Source organism: Nocardia aobensis NBRC 100429 (genome assembly GCF_000308375.1).
GTDB classification, from domain to species: Bacteria; Actinomycetota; Actinomycetes; order Mycobacteriales; family Mycobacteriaceae; genus Nocardia; species Nocardia aobensis.
Genome location: NZ_BAFQ01000287.1, coordinates 20827 through 46806 on the forward strand (window position 1 = coordinate 20827; position 25980 = coordinate 46806).

At 64.7% G+C, this 25980-nt stretch carries 13 protein-coding genes and 4 pseudogenes; 12 read left to right on the plus strand and 5 right to left on the minus strand.

Annotated elements, in window-relative coordinates; translation table 11 throughout:
* Positions 1–109: 109 nt before the first annotated feature.
* A pseudogene (locus RJ03_RS39130) lies at positions 110–595 on the plus strand (DUF4158 domain-containing protein); the annotation flags it as partial.
* 137 nt (positions 596–732) lie between these two features.
* On the opposite strand, the gene RJ03_RS30700 reads toward RJ03_RS39130, so the two are convergent.
* Positions 733–1485, minus strand: a complete 753-nt coding sequence (locus RJ03_RS30700) for a cupin domain-containing protein (protein ID WP_036509309.1) — start codon at positions 1483–1485, stop codon at positions 733–735.
* Positions 1486–1525: 40 nt separating this feature from the next.
* On the minus strand, positions 1526–2092 hold the full coding sequence (locus tag RJ03_RS30705; protein ID WP_036509311.1) for a TetR/AcrR family transcriptional regulator: 567 nt from the start codon (positions 2090–2092) through the stop codon (positions 1526–1528).
* A 486-nt stretch (positions 2093–2578) separates the two neighbouring features.
* Here RJ03_RS30705 and RJ03_RS30715 point away from each other — a divergent pair, with 486 nt between their 5' ends.
* Positions 2579–3454, plus strand: a complete 876-nt coding sequence (locus tag RJ03_RS30715) for a hypothetical protein (protein ID WP_157163544.1) — start codon at positions 2579–2581, stop codon at positions 3452–3454.
* A gap of 15 nt (positions 3455–3469) precedes the next feature.
* Here the strand turns inward: RJ03_RS30715 and RJ03_RS30720 are convergent, their stop codons facing one another.
* Positions 3470–9025: a nucleotidyl transferase AbiEii/AbiGii toxin family protein gene (locus tag RJ03_RS30720; RefSeq protein ID WP_036509317.1), complete on the minus strand. Its 5556-nt coding sequence runs from the start codon at positions 9023–9025 to the stop codon at positions 3470–3472.
* An 858-nt stretch (positions 9026–9883) separates the two neighbouring features.
* On the opposite strand from RJ03_RS30720, the pseudogene RJ03_RS39225 reads away from it, so the two are divergent.
* A pseudogene (locus RJ03_RS39225) lies at positions 9884–9967 on the plus strand (hypothetical protein); the annotation flags it as partial.
* A 1152-nt stretch (positions 9968–11119) separates the two neighbouring features.
* A complete protein-coding gene (locus tag RJ03_RS37545) occupies positions 11120–11716 on the plus strand; it encodes a hypothetical protein (protein WP_157163545.1) in 597 nt (198 codons plus the stop codon).
* Positions 11717–11833: 117 nt separating this feature from the next.
* On the opposite strand, the pseudogene RJ03_RS30735 reads toward RJ03_RS37545, so the two are convergent.
* Positions 11834–12801: pseudogene (locus RJ03_RS30735) on the minus strand (IS481 family transposase).
* Positions 12802–14047: 1246 nt separating this feature from the next.
* Here RJ03_RS30735 and RJ03_RS30745 point away from each other — a divergent pair.
* Both RJ03_RS30745 and RJ03_RS30750 read left to right on the plus strand, forming a co-directional pair.
* Positions 14048–14371, plus strand: a complete 324-nt coding sequence (locus RJ03_RS30745; RefSeq protein WP_036509337.1) for a transposase — start codon at positions 14048–14050, stop codon at positions 14369–14371.
* Positions 14371–15288 carry an IS3 family transposase gene (locus RJ03_RS30750; RefSeq protein ID WP_036509327.1) on the plus strand — a complete coding sequence of 306 codons (918 nt, stop codon included), beginning with the start codon at positions 14371–14373 and terminating at the stop codon, positions 15286–15288. Before RJ03_RS30745 ends, RJ03_RS30750 begins: the two co-directional genes overlap by 1 nt.
* A 464-nt stretch (positions 15289–15752) precedes the next feature.
* Here RJ03_RS30750 and RJ03_RS30755 read toward each other — a convergent pair whose 3' ends face one another.
* Entirely contained in the window at positions 15753–16250 is a 498-nt protein-coding gene (locus RJ03_RS30755) for an SDR family NAD(P)-dependent oxidoreductase (RefSeq protein WP_245552438.1), read from the minus strand.
* Positions 16251–17092: 842 nt separating this feature from the next.
* Here RJ03_RS30755 and RJ03_RS30765 point away from each other — a divergent pair.
* The 6 genes and pseudogenes from RJ03_RS30765 (at position 17093) to RJ03_RS30790 (ending at position 25681) form a co-directional block, all read left to right on the plus strand.
* A complete protein-coding gene (locus RJ03_RS30765; protein WP_036509332.1) occupies positions 17093–17314 on the plus strand; it encodes a hypothetical protein in 222 nt (73 codons plus the stop codon).
* Between the two features lie 501 nt (positions 17315–17815).
* Positions 17816–19588, plus strand: coding sequence for a HalD/BesD family halogenase (locus RJ03_RS38195; protein WP_218001033.1), 1773 nt, complete (start codon positions 17816–17818; stop codon positions 19586–19588).
* Between the two features lie 44 nt (positions 19589–19632).
* Positions 19633–21093, plus strand: a complete 1461-nt coding sequence (locus RJ03_RS30775) for an MFS transporter (protein ID WP_157163549.1) — start codon at positions 19633–19635, stop codon at positions 21091–21093.
* A 25-nt stretch (positions 21094–21118) separates the two neighbouring features.
* The gene (locus RJ03_RS30780; RefSeq protein ID WP_218001034.1) at positions 21119–22429 is read left to right on the plus strand and encodes an ATP-grasp domain-containing protein; all 1311 of its coding nucleotides are present in this window, start codon (positions 21119–21121) and stop codon (positions 22427–22429) included.
* Between the two features lie 1349 nt (positions 22430–23778).
* Positions 23779–24341, plus strand: a pseudogene (gene yczE / locus RJ03_RS30785) (membrane protein YczE); the annotation flags it as partial.
* 254 nt (positions 24342–24595) lie between these two features.
* On the plus strand, positions 24596–25681 hold the full coding sequence (locus tag RJ03_RS30790) for a hypothetical protein (protein WP_036509335.1): 1086 nt from the start codon (positions 24596–24598) through the stop codon (positions 25679–25681).
* Positions 25682–25980 lie beyond the last annotated feature (299 nt).

Below are 25980 nucleotides of genomic sequence, written 5' to 3' on the forward strand. Positions count from 1 at the left end.
GTCGGACCATTGGATACAATGACGTCTCGGTCGGTCTCTGGCACGCCTCGGCGCTTTAGTTGGCGATCTGATCGGCCAGCTCGGGAACACCGCTCGGATTCACCTGCGCCTTGCCTTCGTGTATCCGGACCGTGGTCGAGGTCCGGCGGATCGGTTGGGCCTATCGATCGCTTTGTGCACATTGCCGTGGCTGAGGTGCGCTCCGGACCGGGTTGACCACGGCACCGCCGGTCGCGGCGGCCCGGCTCGCCGAGCAGCTTCCAGTGGATCCAGTACAGATCGGCTCGTACGGCAAGCGCATCGAGACGCACGCTCGAGGAGGACGGAGCCCCCGCCGCACCGTCTACGCCGCCGCTAATTTGTCGGACCCCGACTACCGACGCGAGATATCCTGCCAGCTCAACTAGGGCGCATCCCTCCACGCTCCGCTCCGCGACCTGGTGTACGCGCACCAGCGCACAGCGAGAAGATCAACTTCTGCGGCGCGATCGAGGTCGACATCGATGCCGAACTCGCCCAGCTCGGACCCACCGGATACCGACCACTCCGCGTCCGTGACATCCTCTTCAGACCTCGACCTCGAGGCAGCGTATGACCGCGTTCGAGACGGCGCCAGCAGACGACCCGAAACTGCTGTCCGTGGTCATTCCGACGGGGCGCCCGCTCATCTCTTTTGAGTCCCTTTAGGTCGATAGGCGGCTGAGAGTGACGAGCAGCCGCTAGAGGCGGGAATCAGGCGTCGGGTAAGACGAGCTCGGCGTTTACGCCGTCACCGAGCAGGAAGTAACCAAGGAACGTGACGCCGTCCTCCTGCGCGTCGAAGCGTGCGATGCGTATGCCCCCGGGTTCGTAGAACACGGCGCCGGGTTCGAGCACGGTCTCCGGTTCGCCCTCGATCTGATAGATGACCGACCCGGTCTCGATGTTGCCGAAGACCGGCCCATTGTGGATGTGCAGCCCTGCAGCGTGCCCAGGTGCGATGGTGATCCGCCGGATCTCGACACGCTGGGTGGCCAGCGGATGCGGCAGTTGCTGGTCCATCACGATCACACGGCTCAGTGGCGGAGTCAGGTCGGCCTGGTCTCCGTCCGCCGCGTGGTATTCGGCGTCCGTAACAGCCTGCGCGAACTCCGCCGTACTCCCGTCCACCGGAAGCTCCTCGATGGCAACATGCGTCACCGATTTGCCGGGAGTCGCTCCGTGCCAATGCCATTCGCCAGCCTCGATCCGCACGGTGTCGCCGGTACGGATGGCCTCGACCGGGCCTCCGCGGCGTTGCACGAGCCCCGCGCCGTCGGTAACCACGAGCACCTGCCCGACCGGGTGACGGTGCCAGCGCGTGCGGGCACCAGGGGCGAACCGGACGCTGTCGACCTGCGTCCGCGACGGGCCGTCGGGGACGGCGAGTTCTTCGACGTGCGCGACACCGGTGATGAACGCGGACGCAGCAGGTACGGCGGTGTGAGGAGCGTGGGATATGCGCATTGCTTCTCGTATTTCCTTGATCTCGTGCGGTTTCCGAAACTCAGTGGACGGTGTGGGCAGTGAGCAACGCGAGGATTCCCTCGACCGCCTGCTCGAAGGGTGCTGCGTTGTCCGCAGCCCGGGCCAGGACGTACCCGCCCTGCAGCGTGGCGACGATCGCCGCCGCCGTGGCGGCCGGATCCAGGGCCGGACTCAGCTCGCCGGCGTCGAGACCCGAGGTCAGCACGACTGCCATGCGCGTGCACAGCCAGGTCAAGGTCTCCTCGACCGGCCTGCGGAGGGCGGGTGCGCCCATCACGTCCGGATCTTGAGTCAGCCCACCGATCGGGCAGCCCTTGAGGACGTCGCGCTCGCGCCACAGATAGGACGAAATACGTTGAAGCGCAGTGCCCGGACCGGAAAGCTGCGCGTCCACGCTGGCACGCAGCTCCGCGGCCGTCCGATCGATCGCGGCACGCGCCAGCTCCTCCTTGCCGGCGAAGTGGTGGTACATGCTGCCCTGACCGGCCCCGGCCCGCTGCTGAATCGCTTTCGGGCTGGTCCCCACATACCCGCGCTCCCACAGCAATGCCTGCGTGCTCTCAATTAGGTCATCCCTCGTGCTCATACAGGGACTATACATACTAGTAGGTACAGACGTCGGCGGTTTGCCAAGCTCGGGCCCGATGTTATGCGCAGGGTAATCGACGCGCCCGACCTCGACATCGAAGTGCTCAGCGTTATGCCGTGGGAGCCGAGTACGTTCGTCGCCGACACATTACGCGTGGGACGCGCATTTCTGACAGGCCGATAACGACGTCACCATCGAGCACGAGGACGAGCTGTCGGTCGAGACATCGGCTGCGCGGGGCTCCCGCATCGACTTCCGTGTCTTCCACGACCTCCCCCGTGTCGGTGTCGAGGTCAAGGCCACAGGCCTGTGGGCTCGGAGGATGTACAAGAGCAATTCGTTCGAAATGCGCACCTGGATGAGGTGAATCTGCGGGGCGCGAACCTGACCGTCACCGATCACGTCTCTGGCGTGGTCGGTGAAGATGGATCAGGGATATGACACGGGCAGCGCTGGTCGAACTCTGGCTGGCCGTCCCTGTACATGTGGTCTTGCAGTAATGTTGGCAGCGCTGTCGAGTGCGCGGACAGGGAGGGTTCATCGATGTGGGAGCAGCCTTATTACCGATTGTCGGTCAATGCGGCGCGTCAACATGGACTGATCACGCAGGCCCAGGCGAATCGAGTCGGCGTCGATGATGTGATGCTCGCACATTTCCAGGAGTCAGGCCTGATACACAGGCTCGACTGGTCCGTCTATCAGATTTCGGGAAGTACCTACGGTCCACGTTATTCCTTTCCCTATGCCGCCTGGCTCGCGATGGCGCCGGAGTCCTTCCGCTGGGAAAGACCGGGCAATCTCGCAGAGGATGTGGTGCTGTCGCACGAATCCGCCTGTGCCCTGGTAGGTTTCGGTTCACTCGGCACGCCGGTCGTGCGATTCACCTCGGCAACCGAACGTCCGGTACCGCGCGCGGTACGGGTCGAGGTCGCCACCCTGACTCAGGACGATGTCATGGTGCACGAGGGCGTTCCGGTGACCACACCGCATCGGACAATTCTCGATCTCGTGGCGGAATCGGCCGCCCGGGACGACATCGCCAGGGTCGTCACCGATGCGATCCGAAAGAATCTGGTTAGCTTGCGCCTTCTGTACGAGGATTTGACCGATATGGCAAATGAATACCGGCTCCCCACCGGGGGTGTGCACTTCATCGACTATTTCATGCCGGAAGTACGCCCACAGTCGCTCTCGCCTCGGAATCTGCGTGCCTATGCCGAACTCGCGCTCCCGCAGAAAGTCGCCGAGGTCCGGCCCAGGGTCGATCGGCTACTGCGGGAGTTGCGCGGCGAATCGAACAGCGCCGACGGGCGGCTCGCTGCGGAGATCGCCGCGGAAATCGCCGGTCGAACCGCCTGATTTCGCCCGCTCCGCCTATGAGCCGGTCGGCGGATTCCTGAATACGCCCCTGCCGAACTCGGGCCAGGCCGCGCGTATCCGGCCGTCGGGCCGAACGATCGCGGTCACCGTCACGTCGTCGCGTTCGCCGATCACGTTCCAATACCCATTGGACTGGAAAAGCGCCCGAGTCGGCGCGGCTGCAATGTCCAGGATGGTGCGGACCACCGTGGGATCGTCCCAGCGTTCCGGGAACTCCGTCTTGCCCGGTATCCCGGTGCCGTAGCGATGTCCGCCGCCACTTTCGCCGCCGTCGAGGATGTGCGTGAGGTAGTGGTCGGGCACCCACAGGCGATCCAGCGGTGGCCGCCTGGAATGCGTTGCTGCGCCTGCCGCATCCCAGGCCGAGCCGCCGGGCGGCGCGTCGTAGGGCACGGGCGAGTGCAGAGTGTTGTGTGAGATGACGCGGTCGAGCGCCTCGTGCAGAGTCTGCAGCTCGGACTCGTCCAGTCCGAAGGCGCCGTGGTCGCGCAGGGCCTGATCGCGAATCCGGGTGGTGTCGAACAGGTCCCGCAGTGCTATGACGACCGCCGCCGGGCGGGTGTCCGGTTCGGCGGCGTACGCCTGCGCGATCCGATCTGCGATGCCGGCAGGCACCGGATGGTCGGTCGCCAGGGTGAAATACGGATGCACCACCGAGGTTCCGTGATAAGTCTCGTCCTGGGTGTAGCCTGGCTCGACGACTCCCTTCAGCGCCAGCCGGATAGCGTCCCATTTCGTGGCAATCGCCTCGGGCGTGGTCGCTTCGGTGTGCAGCCATCGGTTCAGCTGATCGGCATACCGTTCGCTGTTCTGCCAGTCCCGGGCCTGCCACGGCGCCCAGTCCTCACTCTTCATCTCGACCGACCGGCCGAGCCTATCGCCCCAGCGATCCAGTTCGCCGCTGTCGATCAACCCGATGATCCGGGATGCGGTCAGCGAGACCTTGGCCGGACGATGGACCGCCATGGGCTGACCGCGCCGATTCGCCGGATCGGGCAGGTCCGGGCCCACCGGAACGCGTTCGATCGTCTTCAGCGGGGCGGGCAGCGGTTCGCCCTCGGGCTTGAACTCCGACCGCGGCAGTCCCGAGGCTGGGTCGTAGATCCGGTTGCCGTGTTCATCGAGCAACTGCACGGTACGGCCGTACTCCCAGGGTTCGAAATAGTGTGCCCACCGGTTGCCCTTGTTGCCCAAGTATTCTCGCGCCGACAGGTACGCCGTGGGGATGCCGAGCACCGTCTGCATCTCCAGCGCGCCACTTTCCATACCGATCTGCACGACATCGCGTTGGGTGGCCAGTCGGTGGAAGACCAGTGATTGCTCCGGGCGGGTCAGGCCGTCCCGCTGCCAGAACTTGACCAGCGAGCTGGTGTCCACATCGTGCAGGACTCCCTCGCGGTGCCACAGCTCGCGTAGCTCGGGCCGCTCGGCGAACAGATCGTCGCCGACCAGCATGATCTGCCGATCGGGTTGCCGCTGGCGCAGTGTTTCGATGATCTGGCGGATCTGTTGGGGCCGGGTGTCCAATTCGGCGCCGTGGGTGCCGAAGGGCCGCGAGTCCCTAACCCACAGCAGTGTGTACTTCTTCGGGCTCGAATCGCTGTCCTCGTGCGCGGACAGCACGCGGTTAACGACGGAGTCCACGCGCGCGGCACGGTTCACGGCAGTCTCGCCGTCGCCGAGCATGGCGTCGACCATGGTCTGGCGTGCCTCGACTGGATGCTCCCGAATATGGCTCAGTGTGAGCAGATGCGCACGCAGCCAACGGGTTTCGGTATACACGAAGTCGCGTTCGTCCTTGGCTTCTGCCAAGCGAATCCGGTCTGAGGCTATCCCGTAGTCTTCGATGAGGCGCTGCCTGATCCGCAGGGCGGATCTGAGCGGCTGCGCGTGCAGGTCGAGCAGTTCGCGCGTCAGCTCGGCGTGGGAGAGGTCGTGGGTGGATTCGCTTCGCACCCAGCGCGAAAACGCCACGGCATTGGCCTGATCGGCGGTCATCCCCTCGGGGAGTTCACCCATGTACACGATGTGAGCACCGTACGCGTCCTCCGAATACGCCTTGAAGACGCCGTTCGGCTGGAAGGCGATCTCGACGGTGGTGTCCGGATTGAGCATCAATGCCGCAGCGTGGATGTATTCCTCGCCGCTCTGATGCGAATAGAACCGCAGATGTCTGCTGTCCATCCCCGATATGGGCTCAGGCTTGTAGCCGACGGTATCCAGTGTGCGATGCAGCGCATACACCTTGTCGGTAGGTGACAAACCCTCGTGGGCGGCCAACCTGTCGAGGAAGTCGTCGAGATTCGACCCATCGCGTTCATCACTGGCCAGCTGATCCCACTGCGGCATCTTGTTTTCTGGATCGATGGCGATTGTGGATGGTTCGCCGGCGCCGGTTCCCTCGATCCGCCGCACACCTTCGGGTGGGACAGCGGCAGGAGTTGCCTCGTGCGCCGGACTGCCTGCCGACGCGGGAGAATCGGTGGCAGGTGTTTCATCACCCACCCATCGCCGGTGCTGCGGATCCCACTGCCCGTGTAGATCCTCGGGGCTCAGCAGCGGGCTGAGAAAATCGCGTGCCAGCGGCAATGTCTCGTTCAGCGTCCGGAAAGGCAGCGCGTCCGTTCGCCCGAGGTGCTGGCTGAACCAGTTGGCCCAATCCGGATTGGGCAGCTTGAATTCGCTGGGCACGTTCAGCGTGACGCCCTGATCCATCCGCCACGCCAGCTCCTGGCGCAGCATGTTCTGCGTGGTCTGACCGTCGAAGGACGTGTGCAGTGCGAGCAACAGAACATCGGCCATATCCTGCGGGCGGTACGGCAACTGGCTGCCAGCCTTCTGGCAGGTATACAGACCCGTGTCCTGCAGCAAGATGCAGTCGTCGCATTTGGTTTCCTCGGTGCGGTATCCCTCGGTGTACATCCCGGCGACCTTGTGCGCCAGCGTGTCCTGTGGGGATATCACGCGCAGATCTGGCTTCACGTCGTCGGTATGCACAATCTGTTCCGGGAACTGAACTGCCGACGGTTCGTGCCACATCGGGATCTCACGCGGCGGATTGAGGTCGGCGCCGACCCGCATCACCTCCATATCGCCGATGTAGGCCCGGTGAAACATGCGCACGCCGCCGTTGTCCAGTGGCATTTCGTCCTCGTACTCGAATCGCAGGAAATCCCCGTGGTCGCAGCCGAGGGCGGCGCGATAGTGGGCGGCCATCTCGGCGCCCTCGAGCGGAGAGGTCGCGACGAGGTCGATGTCGGTCGTCGGTCGGGCGCCGGGAATGCGGACGAGCATCGATTGGCCGCCCTTGAGCACCCAGGAATCCGGATCGGCTGTGAAGATGCGGAACACCGCACGCTGCAACGTGAATTGCTGGATGTGCTCACTCACATCCCGCCCGCTGCCCTCGCTCGCGGCCTTCGCAGCATCGATGAGCTGGTGATAGAACCCGTCGACCGCACCCGGGTCGATAAGGTCCGGTGCGGGCCCCTGCCCATGGCTCGGCTCGATGATTTGGTCCATACCCAGGTGATCTCCCGCAGGGGCCTCCTGCTCGTTGGCCCGGGTATGGTCGGGCTCTAGGCCCTGCTTGGCCTCGTTGGCGGTGCCCGAGACGAACCCGTCCGCACCGGCACGGGTCTTTGCGCTGGCAGTGTGGGCGGCCGGTCTGTCGGCTGAACCGTTGTCGCTCGCCACGTTCCACGACCGCCGATCCTGGACCGTCCGCTCAAAGTGGTCCAAGATCGACGGTCGATCGTTCCGCAGTGTGGCGGAGACCCCCTTCCTCGGGTCGTCGGCGCTCCGGGTACCGCATTCCCCGACGTCGGCGAATGATTCACCAACCGACTGCGTACGGACTTGCCGTCCGGTCGGCGAGGCATGCTGCTCCAACATGTCCACCCGGCGAAGCATCGTGTCGTGCCAGTCCGAGTGCCTCGCCGCGGAGAACACGGGACCCAACTGCTCGACCCGCTGCCGGATCTCCTGCACCTCCGATCGTGTGAGACCGTGTTCCTTCCAACGGATCTCGCCGTCGGGACCGTGCTCCAGGAATTGCTTCGCGAAGGGGCCAATCGCTGCGGTGTCCGCGAATCCGCGGGTGTTGCCGATGCCCCACACGTCCCCAGAGCGATCAACGACCCAGCTGTCCGAATCGCGGTTCGGCACGCCGACGAGGGCGTCGAGCGCCCCGAGACGCAGCCCGGCGGAAGTGCCGTGGAACCTCTCCGCCGCATCCCGGTCGAGCGGATACGCCTCCCGCCCGGTACTTCCAGGCACCACCTCCGTGAAAACATGCTCGCCGACGACGTGCACCGCAGGCACCTTGGCACCGACCGCCTCACCCGCCAGCGAGGTAAGAAATTGCGCATGCGCCTGCCGCGGATCAGCGGCCACCGTGTGCAGGACCTGGGTGCCGTCCGGAAAGGTCAGTCGCTGCAGCGGATCTCCGGAACCAGCGGCGGGCTCGATCGTTTCGACACGGGGCTGCTCGCCGGAGCCCAAGAGGTCCTTGATGTGGCCGGCGAAATCACGCTGCCGTACGCCCAGCGTGGAAACCTCCCGGCCTCCGCCACCGCTCGTCACCTCGGCGCCCGCCTCGTGCGCGCGCAAGGCTCTGGCCGCAGCGCCGATGAATCCGCCGCCGAAGCCGGTGATCGCGCCGTCGTGTAATGCGGAGAAGATATCGCCGAACGCGTGAATATCGCCGTGGTGGATGATCAGCGAGGGTATGGCGCCCGCGACGCCGCCCGCCGCACCGCCCGCACCGCCGATCAGCATCGTCCCGCCGACGTGGGTGAGCAGTCGACCCCGATCCGATTCGGCCCTGCCGCTCAGCTTCCTCAGCACGCCCGGGGCCAACCGCCGGCCTACCTCCGCACCTGCCGCTCCGCCCACCGCGCCGCCGGCGATCTGTTCCAGCAGCAAGCTCGAATCAAATCCGTGGCGCGCCCCATCCAGGATGTCCCACACCTGCGCTCCAACACCGGCGACCGCGCTGATCAATGCCCCGATTCCGGCGGCGTGGATGGCACCATGCAGCGCGGCTCGCCGCGCCACACCCGCCGCGACGTCCTCAGCCACTCCGACGGCGAACTTTTCCGCCGCCACGCGCATCGCCTCCTCGGCAGCCACCCGGTCCGCCAGCGCCTTGAAGCCACCGCCCTGCCAGAACAGCAGGGAGTCGTAGACGAGCTGCGCCCCGAGCGCGATACCCATCGCGATCAGCAGATGCTGGGTCTGCAGGGTGGAATCGGCTAGTTTGCCGCACTGCTCGCCCATGTCCTGGCATACCGCCGCCTGATTGCGAATCGCCACGCTGACCGACCGATGCCGCCGCGCCAAACCCGCGCCGGAATCGCCGCCGAGCGCAGCCTCGGCGCTGCGGGCATGCACGTCGTACTGGTCACTCGCGTCGGTGAGGACCTTGGATGCCTCCAGATACGCATCCCGCCGCCGGGACATACTTTCGACATTCGTAGCGGGCCAATGCCCAAGGACCAGTTCGCGCACGAAGACCGGTACCTCGGCCAGCAAATGGCTCGCATCCATGCGCTTCACGTCCCTGCGAAACGGCTACCGCACCGAAGCCCCCTGCTGCGATCCCCACACGGCCCAGCAGCATCCACGCTCTCGGCCCGAGTCGGCCACACGCCATCGTGTGCCGTGGGATCACCATTCCCGCTGACGGGCGACTCTCGTTGGTGGCCCTGCCGGCGCCGTTGCCCGCTGCGGGACCGCTGGGAGTCAGTCGGCCTACGTCCCGGGTCTTCCCGGTCGAACCGCTCCTCCGATACACCTGCCATCGTACGCAATTTGGAAGCTTTTGGATACGTTCTACTGTAGTGTAACTCCTATTTGTATAAATTTGGATACAAACTGCGCTTACTTGGATGTTGCCTTCCTGCCGTATCAGAACCGGCGCCGGCGATGACCGGATAGTGCGATCAGGGGATACTCGAACCGCTTCGGTGGAGGATTGATGTATGTTGCGAGCCTGCTCAAGAATCTGATCCCGCGACCGGCCACCCCGCCGCCGGCGGGGCGAGCGGGCCACCGGCACGGTGGTCAATGTCAATCTGTACCGCGGCCGCGCCGGGGGCGACGACCGGGCCGCGGAGTGGAGACTGCTCGACGAGCCGAAGATCGAGGAGATCACCACCAGCGATCTGAGCGCCCTGGTCGAGTACGTCCTTGCCGACGCCCGCGACCACGTGCGCGGGCACCCGGAGCAGGTGAGCGTGCAGTGGAGGCCTGCACCACGACGACCAGCTCGACAGTTCGAACGCGCACTGATCCTCGAACGCCAACGCGAAGGGATCGCCGCCGAAAGGCCGCGGCGCCTACACCGGCCGCAAACCCGCCCTTACCCCCGAACAGGCCGAACAGCTCCGTGCCCGCGCCGCCGCCGGCGGACCGAAATCGGCGCTGGCGACCGCACTCGGCATCAGCCGCGGAACCGTCTACAACTACCTACGCGCCGACGTCGCATAGAACGGCCATGCACCACCGCAAAATCCCGGCAATTTGACGCCGAAGGTCAGAGCCAAGGGGACCAACCGGTGAATCGCGGATTCCGGTACTACCGGCGAGCCGACGACGTTGTTCGGATCACTGAGCTATCGCAGGGGAAGGTTCGCTGATGATGCGGGATGAAATTGGAACGCTACGGGCTTGAAAGATGGTATGGCCGGACAGTTTTCGATGGATCCTGGCCAGCTGCGCACTGATTCGGCGGGATTCGATCAGGTCGGTGCGCAGGTGGCCGCGGCGGTACAGTACCTGAGCAGCATCCTGGGCGGCGACTCCGCGCCATGGGGTGACGACGCCGCTGGTCGCTCCTTCGGTGATGCCTTCGCGCCGGAGGAGAAGCAGACCGTCTCCGACCTTGACAGCCTGGTCAAATTGTTGCGACAGGCGGGTCCCGACCTGCGTCAGCTGGTGAATAACGTCGAGACCCAGGATATCGTCATGGCGCAGTCCATTCGAAACGAAAGCGCCGGATTCCAGCCACAGTCGACGGTAGATCTGCTGGGCGGACCATACCGCCCCGGGCCGAACGCAACGGACGTATCCGCCGCGACGAAGCCGTTCGCCGGGTCCATCACCGGCCCGCCGGTCACGGCGGCGACGGCCGCACCCAGAACGCCTGCCACTGCTGGCGCGCCCTCGCGGAGCGGCGCACCCCCGACCGGGCAGCAGCCGTCGGGCCGTCCGGGCGGTGATACACCCGGGCGGAACGGGTCCGGCGCCAGGTCCGGTCCGCACGCCACCGACGCCCCGGGAGTACAGGCCGGTGGCGCGCCTGGTTCCTACGCCGCTGGGAACGACGCCGTCCGGGCCCGGTCCTCCATGCCTTGGCCGGGTGCATCCGCTACCGGGGCTCCGGTGGCCGCGCCCGCTACGAGCACCCCGTGGTCAACTCGCGCCTCGTCGAAGCCGCCGAAGGTCACCCCTCCCGGCTTCGGCGCGCAACCGCGCCCGCCGGTCGGGGCCGGGACGCGACCCCCGGCGTCGGCCGGGAAGCAGGATCGCGAATCCGAGCGATCGAGCCCGAAGGGTTCGCGCGAATCCCTCGCGGCTCGCCTCACCCGGCACCTTGCCGAGCGGCACGGTGTACGGGCGTTCGGGTTCGACACACCCGATGTGCCGGACCAGGTGCTGACCGAGATCGTCGCGGCGGTGGACAAGGTGCTGCCGTGGTATCCGAGTATCGTGCTGAGCGCCATAGGCATCGCCGAGCTGCCCGCGGGTGAATCGACTCGACTGGAACGGGATTCGACCCCTGAACGAGAGTTGCCCCGGGAAATCCCTATGGACACGGACGGATTCGCCGTACACGCCGGTGCGCGCATCGTGCTGGCCGCCGGGGCCGCGACCGATCCGGATGCGCTGGCCGCCGACACCGCCGCATCGGAGCGCGCGGGGCTGCTTGCGCCGGGATGTGCACGACGGCCGGTGTTCTCCTCGATCGTGCGCGAACTGGGCGGCGCCCTGGACATGGCGGGCGGGTTCACTGCCCGCGCCCTCGCACGACATGCGCTGATCGCCGGGTCCGTGCCACCGGGCCCGTGCCCCGACCGCACCGCCGGGCGGCTCGAACCGGCCGCCGCGCTCGCCGAGGCGTTCACCGACGTGGTGTTGAACGCCGGGCGGGTCGATCCGCCCGCACGACAGCTGCATCAGCTACTGGTGGACGCGGCCGCATCACCGACGCGGGACGGCCGCGCGACCCCGGGATGAGCGAGCGCAGCGGGCACGCTGGGGCCGAGCGCCAGTGAGACGCACCCGATTTTTCGCAGTCTGTGGACAGACGGCGACTACGGAAACCAGGTGTGACCTGTTGTGATGGCATACCGGCTAGCTGTACTGACCTGAGAGGTTGGGGACGCGGTGGGCCGGTGGGTGTCCGCCGAGTGCGGTGTGGCCGCGGTGGTGATTGTAGGTGTGTAGCCAGTCGGTGAAGGCGGCGCAGCGTTCACCGTCGCTGTGGTAGGCGCGGGAGTAGGCCCATTCGTCGGCCAGGGTGCGGTGGAAACGTTCGACCTTGCCGTTGGTCTGTGGCCGATACGGGCGGGTGCGTTTGTGTACCACCGCGCCGAGGGCGTCGGCGAACGAGCGTGATCTGTAGCAGGAACCGTTGTCGGTCAATACTTTTCGCACCGTGATGCCGTGACCGGCGAACCAGGCTTCTGCGCGGATCCAGAACGCGGCCGCGGTGTCTTTGCGTTCGTCAGGCAGTAGCTCGCTGTAGGCCAGCCGGGAGTGGTCATCCAACGCGGTGTGCAGGTAGTGGTAGCCGATCACGGGGTGGCTGCCACGGCGGATCGGGGTGTGCGTGCGGGAGTTCCGGCTGCCGGCGCTGCGACCGGTCACCCGCCATCCACCGCCGTCGGGGATCTTGCCGAGTTTCTTGACATCGATGTGGACCAGGTCGCCGGGGTGGTGGTGTTCGTAACGGCGCACGACACGTCCGGTGCAGCGATCCAGCCAGCGAAGCCGGGCGAGCCGGTATCGGGTCAGCACACGATGGACCGTGGAGGGGTGCAGTCCCAGCAGATAAGCGATGCGAGCCGGTCCCCAGCGGCGCAGTACCCGCAGTTTGATGATGCGGCGTTCGGTGCGAGTCGGGGTCCGGTTCGGGCTGTGGTGCGGGCGGCTGGACCGGTCGCACCTTGGTCGCGGTAGCGCTGGGCCCACCGCCACGCTGTGGTCGGTGAGACCTGGAACCGTTCAGCAGCTCGTCGTAGCGACCAGCCCTCATCGACGACACAACGAGCAAGACGCAACCGGCCCAACTCCGACAGCGGGGCATTACGGTGGGACACGAAGACCTCCGATAGTTGAATGCGTTCCTCGACAGCTCGCACTTCACTCGGAGGTCTTCGCCATGTCACCTCACCACGCCGTCACCAACGTCCATGGTCAGTACAGCTAGCCGGGATCGTGTGTCCACGGCTCCAGTTAGTGTCGCCGATTGGGGATGTCGTTTACGCCGGACTGCCGTGAGCGTGGTCCCCCGCACCTTCAGCACTCACACACTGATCTACCGCGACAATCGCGGCGACGACAACGACTTCGTGCTCGAGCACCACCAATACGACTTCCCCACTCACGCCGATGCCGAAGCCGACGCACACACCCGACCCCTCCGACCGGCCCTACAACCGACTCGCGGGACCGACGCGCTACGACCGAATACGGGCGTATTCACCGACTCCGGATGCCTGTCCGCCCAGCACTACAGCCGCGAAGAGGCCGAAGCCGCGATGACAGAGTCCATCGCGGCTGGTGAGCCCGCGGAATGGCCGGCCGTCCAACCCATCTGTGAGAAACACGAAGACCAGCCGGCCCGGACCAAGGCGGCGTCCGCCTCGTCCCCGCGCGTGACCGGAGCGCGGTCGACAGGATCGCCCCATGCCGTGGCGGATCCACGGCTGTGAAACCGGTTGGAGGGCTCACCGAAGCGCAGTGCGGTATCGAAAGGCACGGAGCGAGGGCGGGGGAAGCCGGGTGTATTCCTTGCGTAACAGCGCCTCCGCAGAATCGGTCGCCCACGGCAATCGGACAGCGAGGTCGTCTCCGAGTCGCCACAGCTGGCTGTCCCAGCCACGTGCACCGAGGCGCACCGGACAGTCGGACATTCGGGGTGGTGGTCACGCAGCAGATCTAGAACCAACTCCGCAATGATCTTGAGCCCGTTGTGCGTCATCGGGATCACGGGAGCCAGGTCACCGCCGACCTTGGAGACCTGCACGACACGGCCACCAATGGCAACCACGCAACGTGTTCGCAATGCCACACAGCGAAGCAGCCGCAGGTCGATGACCCGCGGCTGCTTCGGTGGGCGGGCCTAACGCTCCACAACCCGAACACCCTGAGGGTCGATGGCCCAGAGATTCGGATCAGGCCGGTAGGGGTTCGGCAGGTAAAGAACTCAGGTGTGACCTGCTGATTCCACCGCGTCGTTGGCGTGGCCGCCCGCTGGTGCGCCCGAGGCCCCTCTGAGGTTCACCCCGGGGAGTGGACACCGAGTTGGCGGGATGGTTGATCTCGCTGGTTAGGATGTCTTTCATGCCTCCTCGTAAACGTCGGTCGTTCACGGCCGAGTACAAGGTCGAGGCTGCGCATCGTGTGATCGATTCCGGTCGCACGGTCGCTGAAGTTGCCCGGGAACTGGGCATCCACGAGAGCCTGTTGGGGACGTGGGTCAAAGACGAGCGGCGCAGGATCGCCGCCGCCGAGATCCACGGCGAAAAGCCCCTGGATGCCGCTGAGCGAGCCGAGTTGCAGCGACTGCGTAGGCAGGTCGCTGAGCAGGACAAGGACATCGCGTTCCTGAAAAAAGCGTCGGCGTACTTTGCCGCGATGCAGACGAACCGGCCCGGTTCGATCTGATGGCCGAGTACGCCGGCCCCGACACTGTCACCGGCGTTGCCGGTACTGAACAGCCTGCAGGGCACCGGTTTTCGATCCGCCGCATGGCACGACTGCTGCAGGTGTCGAAATCGGGCTACTACGCATATGTGAAGCGCAGGGCGGCAACGGTTCTCACCGACCGCCAGCAGCGGCGGGCGGACCTGGAAACGAAGATCGTCACCGTTCATCGCGAATCGCACGGCACCTACGGATCACCGCGGATAACCGGCGAGTTACGTGATCGGGGCGAGCGAGTCTCGGCCAAGACCGTCGCCAAGATTATGGCGTCGGCCGGGCTCGAAGGGATCAGTCCTCGCACGTTCAAAGTGCGCACCACCGTGGCAGATCCCGCGGCATCGTTCCCGACGGACCTGGTGGAACGCCGCTTCGACCGGGGCCGGCCCGACGCTGTCTGGACGACCGATATCACCTATCTGACCTGCGGTGAAGGCGACATGTTCCTCTGCGCGATCCGCGACGGCCACACCCGCAAAGTCCTCGCCTACACTCTGGCCGACCATATCGGCGCCGACATGGTCACCGACGCCATCGATGCCGCGGTCGCGGTGCGAGGCGGCCGGGTCTCCGGCACGATCCTGCACTCGGATCGCGGCGGGGAGTTCACCGCACATCTGACCGCGCGGGCCTGCTGGCGCCACGGGCTGCTCCGGTCGATGGGAGCGACCGGAATATGTTGGGACAACAGCCCTTCCGAATCGCTGTGGTCGAGTTTCAAACACGAACACTATTACCGTCACACCTACGCCACGAAGACCGAACTCGTTGTGTCGGTTGACAAGTGGATGAACTTCTACAACACTACCCGGCGGCATTCCGCGATCGGGAACCAAAGCCCCGACGACTACGAGCGTTCACTTCGAACCGCTGCCGCCTGAAATCTTTAAGCCCCCTGTCCACCATTCGGGGTGAACCTCACTCGAGTATCCCCAAGCCGCTCGATCGACAGTCCTGCCGCACGCGAATGCCACGACCGACGCCATCCCCGGCATGGATGGGTCCTCTGATGATGCGTTGGATGGTGGCGGCGCGCGCCTTGGCGCTGTGCCCTTCGTTTGCGAGGTCGGCGAGGTACGCAAGAAGATCCAGACAGGTGCCGACGGCGTCGTTCAGCGGAATGGACCGCAGCGCATCGTTCGCTGAGCAGGTACGGCGAGTATCGACGCGGTCGTCTACCAGCGGCTCGAGGAACTCTTTCGGGACGGATATCGGCGTGGCCTGTTGTCGGCGCCGCCCGGGCTGCTGGGGGAGATCACCGGCGGTGCGGTGGAGCGCGCCCGACGTAGGCGAGATCGATGGTGTGCATAGCCGTTCCTCAGTTCTTCGGCTCGCCAGTTTTCGGTTAGTACATGGCCATTCCGCCGTTGACCGCGGTGGTGGTGCCGGTCATGAACGCGCTGTCCTCACCGGCGTAGAACGCGACCGCGCGAGCGACGTCAAGCGGTCGTGCCAGGCGGCCCAGGGGCGTAGCGGCGATCTGCCGCTGCGTCAGCTCCTCGTCGAGTACCCGCGAAATCCTGGTCTCGGCGACGGGGCCGGGCTCGACCACGTTGACGGTGATTCCCGCCGGGCCGAGTTCCTGGGCGAGGTAGCGGGCGAACTGCGCAAGCGCGGCCTTGGCCGTGCCCAGCGCGATCATGCCCTCGCGGGGCCGGCGGCTCAGACCGGTGCCGAGATAGATCAGCCGTCCCCAGCGCTGTTCGGTCATCGCCGGCAGCACGGCTTTGGTGACGATGAACGCCGCGCGCATCTCGTCGTCGAGCTTGCCGCCGAGTTCCGCCCAGGTCATCTCCTGGAACGGTTTGATCGCGTAAGGGGTGAGCGCGTTGTGGACCAGCACATCGACGCCACTCCTCGGGTAGGCTGCGGACCCACTGCGCGCGGCCACCCGAACACAGAACACACACGCCGACGATCCTCCGACTGGCTGCTGGCAAGCCCGCGTATGCGTCGTGGCGGCGTCTCGGTCGCCTCTGGCGGGTGGGACTGCTACACGGATAGGCGGCCCTGTGACCTGATCGCGCCGCAGTTGCATATCCGGAAACCCGTCCCCCGCAAACGCTCAGCGCCGATACGTGAATGCCAGCCGTCCCTCCATTGCCTTCACCACTCCTATCGAACGGCTTCGCATCGCGTGGCACCCATACCGCCGCGGCGCCCCGCCCGATCACAATGTTCCTGGGACGTCGTCATCCAAGCCCAAGTAGTAAGGCGAAACCCGGCACCGGTCTGCGGACGACACCGGGCTCACCCAATCCACGTGCCACCAAACCGACTCTGCGCCACGCACCTACAAGATTATCCAATCGTCGCTGAGCAAGTTGCCCCTCGGCCCCCGCGGCTGGCAAGCGTGCTCAAAACCGGCTCTGGATATTCCGGCCATAGCCCGCGTGTTCACCAGCTCGGGATGCGCTGCGACGACCACAGAATCCTCTTCGCCCCCAACGACTCCGAGAGACCGATCGATCCTGATGCGCCACAAATTCGCCTGCATCCCCTCCCTGGCAGCGACGCCGGGGCATCTCCCCCTAGCGTGGCCCTGCTGGGGCAGCGACACGGACGAGCACCAACACATCGCCGGAACCACCAGCAGCCCAGGCCATCGCGGCGCACGGCCGCCCGTCACCGCGCATCGAAGCAGGGCTAGCGAACACTTCCAAGGACCTTACGATCGGCACCACCGTGCTCAAGCACGCCCTTGACCTGATCGCGGACCCTGAAGCCCTCTACCATGACGCCGGTCCTGAGGTGCGCAGGAAACTGAACGAAACCTTCTTCGCCCGGATCTACATCGACGATCTGTGGGACTCGGCAATCCCGAAGGTCTGCGACGAGAAGGCGCCTGTGTTCGCCGATCTCCAAGGGCTCCAGGCGCACTCAGAAGTGCCACACGTTCTGGGCTAGCACATTTCGCCAGCTTCCGTTTCCTGGCCCCATGGACTTCATCGCGCGATCAGAGTCTGCCAGGCATAGCGAACCGTCAAACAGAGAAACACTATTGAACGTGCCGTCGGATAGCGGTACGCTAGTTGAGTCAACAACCCGCCGCACGCAGCAAGCTGCAGGAGGACAACCACAACCGCGGCTTTCGTCACCTGGTCACTATCCGACCATTCCCATCCGCCTGGAGCGAGCGCATTTGCGCGCCTTCTTAGGGATTCCGAGCAAATTCGACATCGCTTCGATGCCACATTCGGCGCTCGCATATAGGCTCGCCCGTCCCACAAGACGACCGCAAAAGGTGACCGACATCGTATTACCAGATATTCGAAATCCGCAGACGGGACTGCTCACTGTCACAGCAGGTGACCCGTCGATGAGGCACATTCCGAGCATCGTACATCCGATTGCTAACTCATCCGGATGCGCTGAGCGCACTCCCCGATCCATCAGAAGGTTACGAACTTGTCAAACAACAAGATGTACGGCGAACTTCTTCTCGATCTCAGAGAATTCGAATCAGGTTCACCGACGCTGAAATCCTGCGCAGAGCACTATGCGGCCGAACATCATGCAGTTTTTCCCGGATTGATATCTTTTCCGGGTCTGCGCATTCTTCAGGATGAGATAAGGAGGCTGCGAAGTGAAGGGGTCCGAAAAGAGTTCCTCATGGACTGCATGGAAGGCTCGCCGAGGCGTATGACCACCCTCGGCGGTGATGTCGTGGATAAGCTGTCTTCACTCATTCCCGGAATCTACCGTGACCCCTTGCTGCTGGACGTTATCGAGGCCACGTGTGGGGAACGTGTAATTCCCCTAGAAGATGACGTGGACCGATACGTTATCAATATTCTCGACCGCAAGGACGACACCTTCGGAGCTCATTTTGACGACTATCCGCTATCGGTCGTTCTGATTATCGAGGCTCCCCATCCGGAAGAGGGTGGATATCCCGAGTTGGTTCCACGGGCGAAGTCCGTATCGGAGCTGGAGACCGAACCTACCGTTCCGGTCCGGCTCGCCGCTGGTGATGTCTACGTACTCAAAGCCGACACAACGGCCCACAGGGTAGCACCGCTACGTTCCGACCGTGAGCGCATAGCGATCAACCTCGCGTACACCACTCCCGATTTCGTCGCAAAACCCACCGAGTCGGCAAGCTTGCTCTATTCCCGGGAGCCGGTGGTCGGCGGTTTCACGGCCGCCCGCCGCCCAGTGGTCGAATCTCATAACGAATGGGACCTTTTGGAGGAAGTCATTGTCGGCGTCGCTGACGGCGCGATGTTCCCGGCGGAGACGCGGCGCATGATCGAAGCCACCATGCCTGCGGAGTATTGGGATCTCTTCACCCCGGGGCGCCCATTCCCGGAGGATATCGTTGCCGCTGCCCAGGATGAATTGGACAACTTTGCGTCTGTACTCGTTGATGAAGGAATCGTGGTCCGGCGCCCCGATCGCCTCGACCTGGCCGCAATCGGTGGCCACACCTGTGCGATGCCACGCGACTGTCTGATGGTGGCAGGTTCGGAGATAATCGAGGCGCCTATGTCGTGGGTGTCGCGCCGATCGGAAACGCTCGCATATCGCCCCTTGCTGAGCCGATATCAGGCGGAAGGGTCGCACTGGCATTCTGCGCCGCGAGTGCTCGAACATTCGAGTCTGCTGAACAACGATCCCTACGCAAAATGGGCCATCAACAACAGTCAGCCGGCCTTCGATGCGGCTGACTTCCTCAAGTTCGGCCGAGATATCGTCGCCCAACTGAGCCACGTGACCAATCAGGCCGGCATCGACTGGCTGAGCCACCACTTGGGAGAAGGCTACCGCATGCATGTGCTCGATACGAACGATGAACACGCGATGCACATCGATGCCACTATCATGCCGCTGCGTTCAGGATTGATGCTCTTCAACCCCGAACGGATCGATGTCTCGACGCTGCGCAATGCAGGATTCAGGGAATGGGAGCTCGTCCCGACGCCGCGCCCCGAGGCACGCGAACATCCGCCGCTGTTCATGACGAGTGGCTGGGTCAACATGAATTTGCTCGTTCTCGACGAAGGGCGCGTCGTGGTCGAGGAGCAGGACGAGAAGATGGTGGCGCTGCTCTCCGAACTCGGATTCAGGCCGATCAGGTGCCCTTTCCGGCACGTCCAGAGCCTCGGAGGTTCATTCCACTGCGCGACACTCGATGTACGACGTCGCGGTCAACTTCGATCGTATTTGCAGCCAATGTAATTCACAAATTCTCCCGCACCGGTTCACCATTAGGGGCTCGGGCATTGCCCGGCCCGCAGGTATGCGGCTCGAGTCTCATCGTCGCCGATGAGACTCGAGATCGCACCGGATTCGCGCCGAATGCACCAGCCCGCTGGGAGCTACTTGCCGTCAACAAAAATGACCGGTCGGTATCGCTTGAAGTTTCGATTGCTTTTACAGGGAAAGCAAGTCCAGAAATGCATGATCTATCCGCAGATCTGTTGCCGTCTTCCACGCCACCCGTGGTCCGCATCTATGCTGTGCGGGCGTTCGACGCAATGGCAAGTGCGACCATAAGCTTCGCAGTGCCACTGTTGGTGTTGATTTCGACCGGTTCTGCCAGGATGACAGGGCTGGCCTTTTTGCTGGAATGGGCGCCCCGCCTCGGAGCCTTCACCATCGCCGGTACCCTGGTGGAGCGCTGGGGTGCGGTGCGGGTGATCCGCATTGTCAATCTTTGTCGTACTGTCTGTCTGATGGTCAGTGGTGTGGCCTTTACGTTTCTACCGACGACGGGCGCGGCGCCCGTTTCGGTAACTCTTGTGTTCGGAACCATCTCCGGCGTGCTGGCCGAGTTCACCTACGTCGCGATGGAAACCCTCGGCGTGCAAGCAGGCCGCGAGTACAGTGTGCGGACGCATCGTATTCAGGCTGTGAATACCGGCATAGATCAGGTAGCACTGATTATTGGCCCGTTGTTCGTCGGCGTGATTCTGCCCCAGAGCGCCCCGACGCTACTGTATGCGGTTGCCGGTTTCGCGCTTGCCGCAAGCGTCGCGACGTCGCGCATGCGCGCACCGGCGGCGCCTGCCGAATCCGGCGTTTCTGACATACACGCAGGGTTCGGCGCGGTGCTGCGTACCCCTGCGCTGCTGTGGCTCCTGGTCGGTTTCATGGCTTCGAACTTGAGTACCGCCGTGCTGCAAGCAGCGACTCCGGCCCTGCTTCTCGTCCAACGTCACAGCTCGCCGGCGGCAGTCGGAGCGCTGTGGACCGCCGCCGCCATCGCTTCGCTGCTGGCGGTCGGGATAGCCCGGCCTGCGATCGGTCGCTGGAGCGTACGCGGTGTCGGCGCGGCGGCAGCCGCGTCCTCTACTCTTGCGTGCCTGCTGATTCCGGTACTGCCGGGAATCCTAGGCTACACCCTGGCCGCAGTAGCGTTCATGGCGGCAGACGGCGCGCTGACCGTTGTGCTACGGACGCTGCGCAGCCGGTTGCTGCCGATAAAGGGCTTCAGTTCGGCACTGTCCGCCTCGGTCCTCATCGTGCTTCTGCCGATGCCGGCGGCCGGGATACTGGTAAGTGTCGTTCCTGCGCACAGCCTCACCGCACTGTTCCCCGCCTGCGCCGTTCTGCAGGGCATTTTTCTGTACTACTGTTTCCGTCCCGCGACAGGCGGCTGTCGGCGTCGTATCGGCACTGGAGCATTACCGCCCGCCATTGATCCGGCGACGCCGGAAGCAGCACACACCACCTTGAGCTGAGCAGTTCAGCGGCGCGACTCCCCCAATGCCTGACCAGTTCCCCCACCCTCGTCTCGATAGGCTCGTAATGTCCGAAAATGCCCGTCCCGTAATCATCCTCGTCGGGGGTCGCGACCAACTCACGCGCGGCTTCTGTCTGGAGTGGTTGGCGGCCCACTATCGGGTCGCTTTGATCGTCGCCCAGCCCCCCACGTGGCAATGCGATCTGATCGTCGACTACGAGGTGGCCGATCAGATCGCCCCGGCGGCGGTAGTGGCTGCCGGAGCGGCGCTCGCCGGCCGCCATTCGATCGCCGGTGTACTGACGTGGGACGAATATTCGGTGGTCGCGGTCGCCGCCCTCGGTGCAGAACTCGGCTTGCGTACGAACACGGTCGTCGCTGCGACTTCGTGCCGGGACAAAGCGACCGCTCGTCGACTGCTGGCAGAACAGAGGGTCGGATCCGCCGAGTCGATACCGGTCAGCACTCTGGACGAGGCAGTCGCAGCAGCATCCATCCTCGGGTATCCTGTAGTTCTCAAGCCAACTTCGTACGCCGCCAGCATCGGCGTCATCCGAGTCGACGCCCCCGAAAATCTCACAGCCGCATGGAAATTCACCTCCGGCCATGTGCGACACCAGGGACCGGAAGGCAGCGGCGCGCTGGTCGAGGAATATCTGGATGGACCGGAATTCTCAGTCGAATGCGTCACGATCTCGGGTTGTCCGACGGCCCTCGCAGTCACCCACAAGGAAGTCGGGATAGCTCCCTTTTTCGAGGAGTTGGGGCACACCGTCTCGGCCGACGATCCGCTCCTGCCGAAACTCGCCCCGGTTGCCGAGGCCGCAATTCGCGCGCTCGGTCTCACCGATGGTGTGGCACACGTGGAGATCCGGTGCACTACACGGGGCCCGCGGATCGTGGAGGTCAATCCCCGGCTGGGCGGCGACATGACCGCTATGCTGGTCCGCCTCGCCACCGGACTCGACCTACCACGCATCGCGGCAGATGTCGCGTGTGGCCACACCCCTGATCTCACCCCGAGGTCACTTGGCACGGCCGCGGTCAAGAACATCTATGCCACCGCCGACGGGGTACTCACCGCACGGGATCTCGACATGGTGCCTGGTCCGCGGTATCCATGGCTCCAGCAGGTGGGCTGGTTGCGGGAGGTCGGCGACCGAGTGTTCCTGCCTCCGAACGGTGATCTCGACACCGCACGCATCGGGTTCTTCATCGTCACCGCCGACGATCAGGCACAGGTTCACGAGCGCATCGGTGTGGTCACCGACCAGCTCACGGTGACAGTGACCGACGCCTCGATAACGACGTCGGACACGATCGCGCCGGTGTAACTTGCCCCCTGACCTGCAAAGGGGGAGGTCACCGGCGCAATCGATGTTGCTGGTTTGGGGACGAAGTGCTGGGCGCGGTCACATACTTACAAGTCCCCTATCGGCCGGACGGTCCACTCCGCCGGACTCCGACACCCGCTCCGGTCCCGCACGGCGATCGGCCGGCTCATCACCCGCCGAGACATCTACCTCCGCGAGAAACACTGTGGCGGAAGTTGTATGAAACTTGCGCCCGCGCAGACGAGCTTGCGTACATCGCAACGTAACCGGATCCAGTGCAAACGCATCCCGGCGCGTGGTGTCTATAGCTGATACTCACCCGGCGGGGTGCGACGCAACCTTCCGCAGATTCTGACCGGGGCCCGCGAATCGAATCCCGGATTCATGGACGCTTATTCTGACTTGCAGGGCCGCTGGGCGGCCGCAGGCGCAGGTGAATCTCCATCCGCGAGAGGAAAGTTCGGCGCCGACCAGGGCCGGGGGCGCGTCATCTGTTCCTGCCTCCGGCTACGGCGAAACAGTGCCCGACGGCTATCTCGTGCTCCGGTCAGACACCAATCGAATTGATGTTCCGCTTCTACGGTGTCGGGCCCGCGGTGATGAACAAGCAATGGCACCTCGAGGACCCGGAGATCATCGAATCCGAAGAAATAGCCGGCCAAACGTGACACGACCCGGCTGCGCACGCGCGGTTCGACCCCGAAGCCTCGACGCCGACGTGTCCCGAGGCCCGCTACGACCGCGGGCCTGCTCGTCGCGGATTGCGCATCTCGAACCGGGGTGCGCACCAACTCGATCGAGTACCACCGCCGACGGGTCCACTCACCTATAGGATTCCGCGCAGCAGTCGCCGTCGCCTTGCAGTCGAACAGCGCCCCGCCGAGCCAGATCCTCAGGTAGACATCGTCTTCGCCCGAGTGCCATGTCGCAGTCGGCATCCTATCTACCGCCTTGCTCGTCGAGTTGCTGATGAGGGAATCGCTTAGCCGTACAGCGCCTTCCATGCCTTGCCGCGGAGGAAGGCTGCGTAACTTAGTTGGGCGAGACCCCAGTTATGATTCCGACGTCCCCTTGCTGGTCGACATCATTGGCGACCGCCGACGCCTTTGTCGGTTGGGGGCGGTAGACCACCCGGCGTGCTCGGCCCGCTGGCCCGATCCGTGCGAATCCTTCGCGTTCACAGACTCACACTCTCGTCGCTTGCGCGGAACGGTAGAACTACCTAGACAGCTACCTAATCCAGAAGACGTGTCGGTGCTGTAGCGGCCTGTGGGGTGGACGCCGTAATGCGGTCCAGTGATTGGCCATTGGCCCTAGCTGCGGTGTCCGGTCGCGGGCACGCTGGGGCAGTGCTGGTTCGTCGGTTGATCGCGTTGTATGCCGGATTGTGGTTGTACGGATTCTCGATGGCGGTGATGGTGCGGGCCGACCTCGGGCTGGATCCCTGGGATGTGTTCCATCAGGGTGTGGCGCGGCACGTGCCGATCAGTTTCGGCGCCGTTACCGCGTTGAGGGGCATCGTGGTGCTGATGGCCTGGGTTCCCCTGCGGCAACTGCCCGGCCTCGGCACGGTAAGCAATGTCGTGGTGATAGCCGTGTCCGTCGATGCCGGGCTGGCATGGCTGCCGTCGTGGGACGCGCCCGCGGTGCGGATCGGCGCCATGGCTGCGGCGGTCGTGCTGAATGCGGTGGCGAGTGTGTTGTACATCGGCGCAGGGATGGGTCCGGGCCCGCGGGATGGCCTGATGACTGGACTGGTTCGACGCACCGGTCGACCGGTGGGGGGTGGTGCGTACGGCGATCGAGATGACAGTGTTGCTGACGGGGTTTCATTCTCGGCGGCAGCGCCGGCATAGGAACCTTGGTGTACGCCTTCGGGATCGGTCCGCTGATCCATGTGATGATCCCTGTGGTGAACCGATTCCTGCCGGGGTTCGCGAAGCCGACGCCTGTCGTCGATGAGGCGGCAGAGGTTCCGGCTGCGTGCCGGGCAGCCCGAGATCCCTTCGCATTCGGTCCGCCCCTCGCTGTCATGGTGACGACTCCCTGCCGTCTGATACGACAGCCACTGCGCCTGGAGAACGTGGTGGTTCTATGTGAAAAACCGCGTACTCAACGGCGATACCTTCTACGTCAAGGGATCCTGACCAGCAAGGGAGTGACTGAATGAGCGAGACCGGGACCGTCGACGTCAGCGACCACCAATTCCTGCTCACCGGCAGCGACACCGACACCAGCGATGTCACCGCCGAGGGCACTCTGGACTGGACCGGTCCCGGCTTCCTCACCGTGCTGACCGGCATCGCCCACGGACCCGCCACCCTCACCATCGAAACCACCACAGGGGAGCCGGACTCGGCCGAGTGGGAGACCGTGGAGGAAGCGGTGATCGACACCGCCACCGAACTGCTGGTCGCCGGCATCGACGGTCGTGTCGCAGGCGAGTTCACGCCGATCTCGCCCGGTCGCTACCGCATCCGCGTGCACGCTCGCGGCCGCGACACCGACTTCGACGGCACCAGCACCGAGCCGGTCGAGCAGTATCTCGTGCAGCTCACTACTACGACCGAGACACCGGGCTCGGTCGTGGGAATCCGCAAGACCGACAACGCTTACACTCCCGCTGCCAAGACTCTTCCCGAGGTCGACTACGAACACTTCTACGCCCCCGGCCCCGACGGCACGCTGACCAAGGTCTCCATCGACAGCCCCGCAGCGCAGGCGGTCTTCGCGTCACGGGGGCACTGGGGCGGGCGCCCACCGAGCGGGCGCATCGCCGACGACCTCCTGCTGTCCTCACCAGCATCAATCATCGCCGACCTGGACCGCGACCTCATCGACGGCATCGACGTACTTCCCGACGAACACCTGCGCGCACTCGCGCGCTGGTGCGCCCGGCGAGCCTTCGACAAAGCCGGTCTCAGCAACATCGCCGACTTCCGCGCCGCACTCGACGCCATGGATCGCGCCACCACGCCACCGGCGGAGTTCGCCAACCTCTCGCTGACCAACCGCAGGCTGGAAACCGACCCGGCGATTCCACTCACGATCGCTCCCGGCATCGCCGGGGCAACAGATTTCGTACCGCAGTACGAGGCCGCCAGAACCTACATGTTCGCCGTCAGCGACGACCTCCCCGCGATCAAGGCCGCGCTCGAAGCCGTGCGCTCCGGCATCGCCACATACGGCCGCGACTACCCCGAATTGATCAGTCGACTCCGCACCGAATTCCTACCTCACAAGCTCGCCTGATCGAACCGCCACTGTCCGCAATTTCAGCGTGAAAGCAACCTGCCGGCCTGCACCCACGGACGAGCACAGCTCGCACGCCGAAACAGGCTGCGCGCAGCGATCCCAGGAACTCACTGCACCGGGGCGATGCCCTCCGCGGCGATGAGCAGCCGCAGCGGCCACCCGTACGGGTACGGACCGGTGCGCCTAGGGCTTGTATCGAAGTGGTGAGGGCGGGCGTGTGGCCCGCCCTCATTCGTGCCGCAGCCACTGGTTGATCGCCGCGACTGGACCGTGGCCAGGTAGCGGACAGCGAGTTT

What these genes read in the sequence shown, in the direction of transcription:
- RJ03_RS30705 (WP_036509311.1), bottom strand. Translation starts at nt 2,092, where the DNA reads ATGAGCACGAGGGATGACCTAATTGAGAGCACGCAGGCATTGCTGTGG.
- RJ03_RS30715 (WP_157163544.1), top strand. Translation starts at nt 2,579, where the DNA reads ATGTGGTCTTGCAGTAATGTTGGCAGCGCTGTCGAGTGCGCGGACAGG.
- RJ03_RS30700 (WP_036509309.1), bottom strand. Translation starts at nt 1,485, where the DNA reads ATGCGCATATCCCACGCTCCTCACACCGCCGTACCTGCTGCGTCCGCG.
- RJ03_RS30720 (WP_036509317.1), bottom strand. Translation starts at nt 9,025, where the DNA reads ATGGATGCGAGCCATTTGCTGGCCGAGGTACCGGTCTTCGTGCGCGAA.
- RJ03_RS30750 (WP_036509327.1), top strand. Translation starts at nt 14,371, where the DNA reads ATGGCCGAGTACGCCGGCCCCGACACTGTCACCGGCGTTGCCGGTACT.
- RJ03_RS30790 (WP_036509335.1), top strand. Translation starts at nt 24,596, where the DNA reads ATGAGCGAGACCGGGACCGTCGACGTCAGCGACCACCAATTCCTGCTC.
- RJ03_RS30780 (WP_218001034.1), top strand. Translation starts at nt 21,119, where the DNA reads ATGCCTGACCAGTTCCCCCACCCTCGTCTCGATAGGCTCGTAATGTCC.
- RJ03_RS30745 (WP_036509337.1), top strand. Translation starts at nt 14,048, where the DNA reads ATGCCTCCTCGTAAACGTCGGTCGTTCACGGCCGAGTACAAGGTCGAG.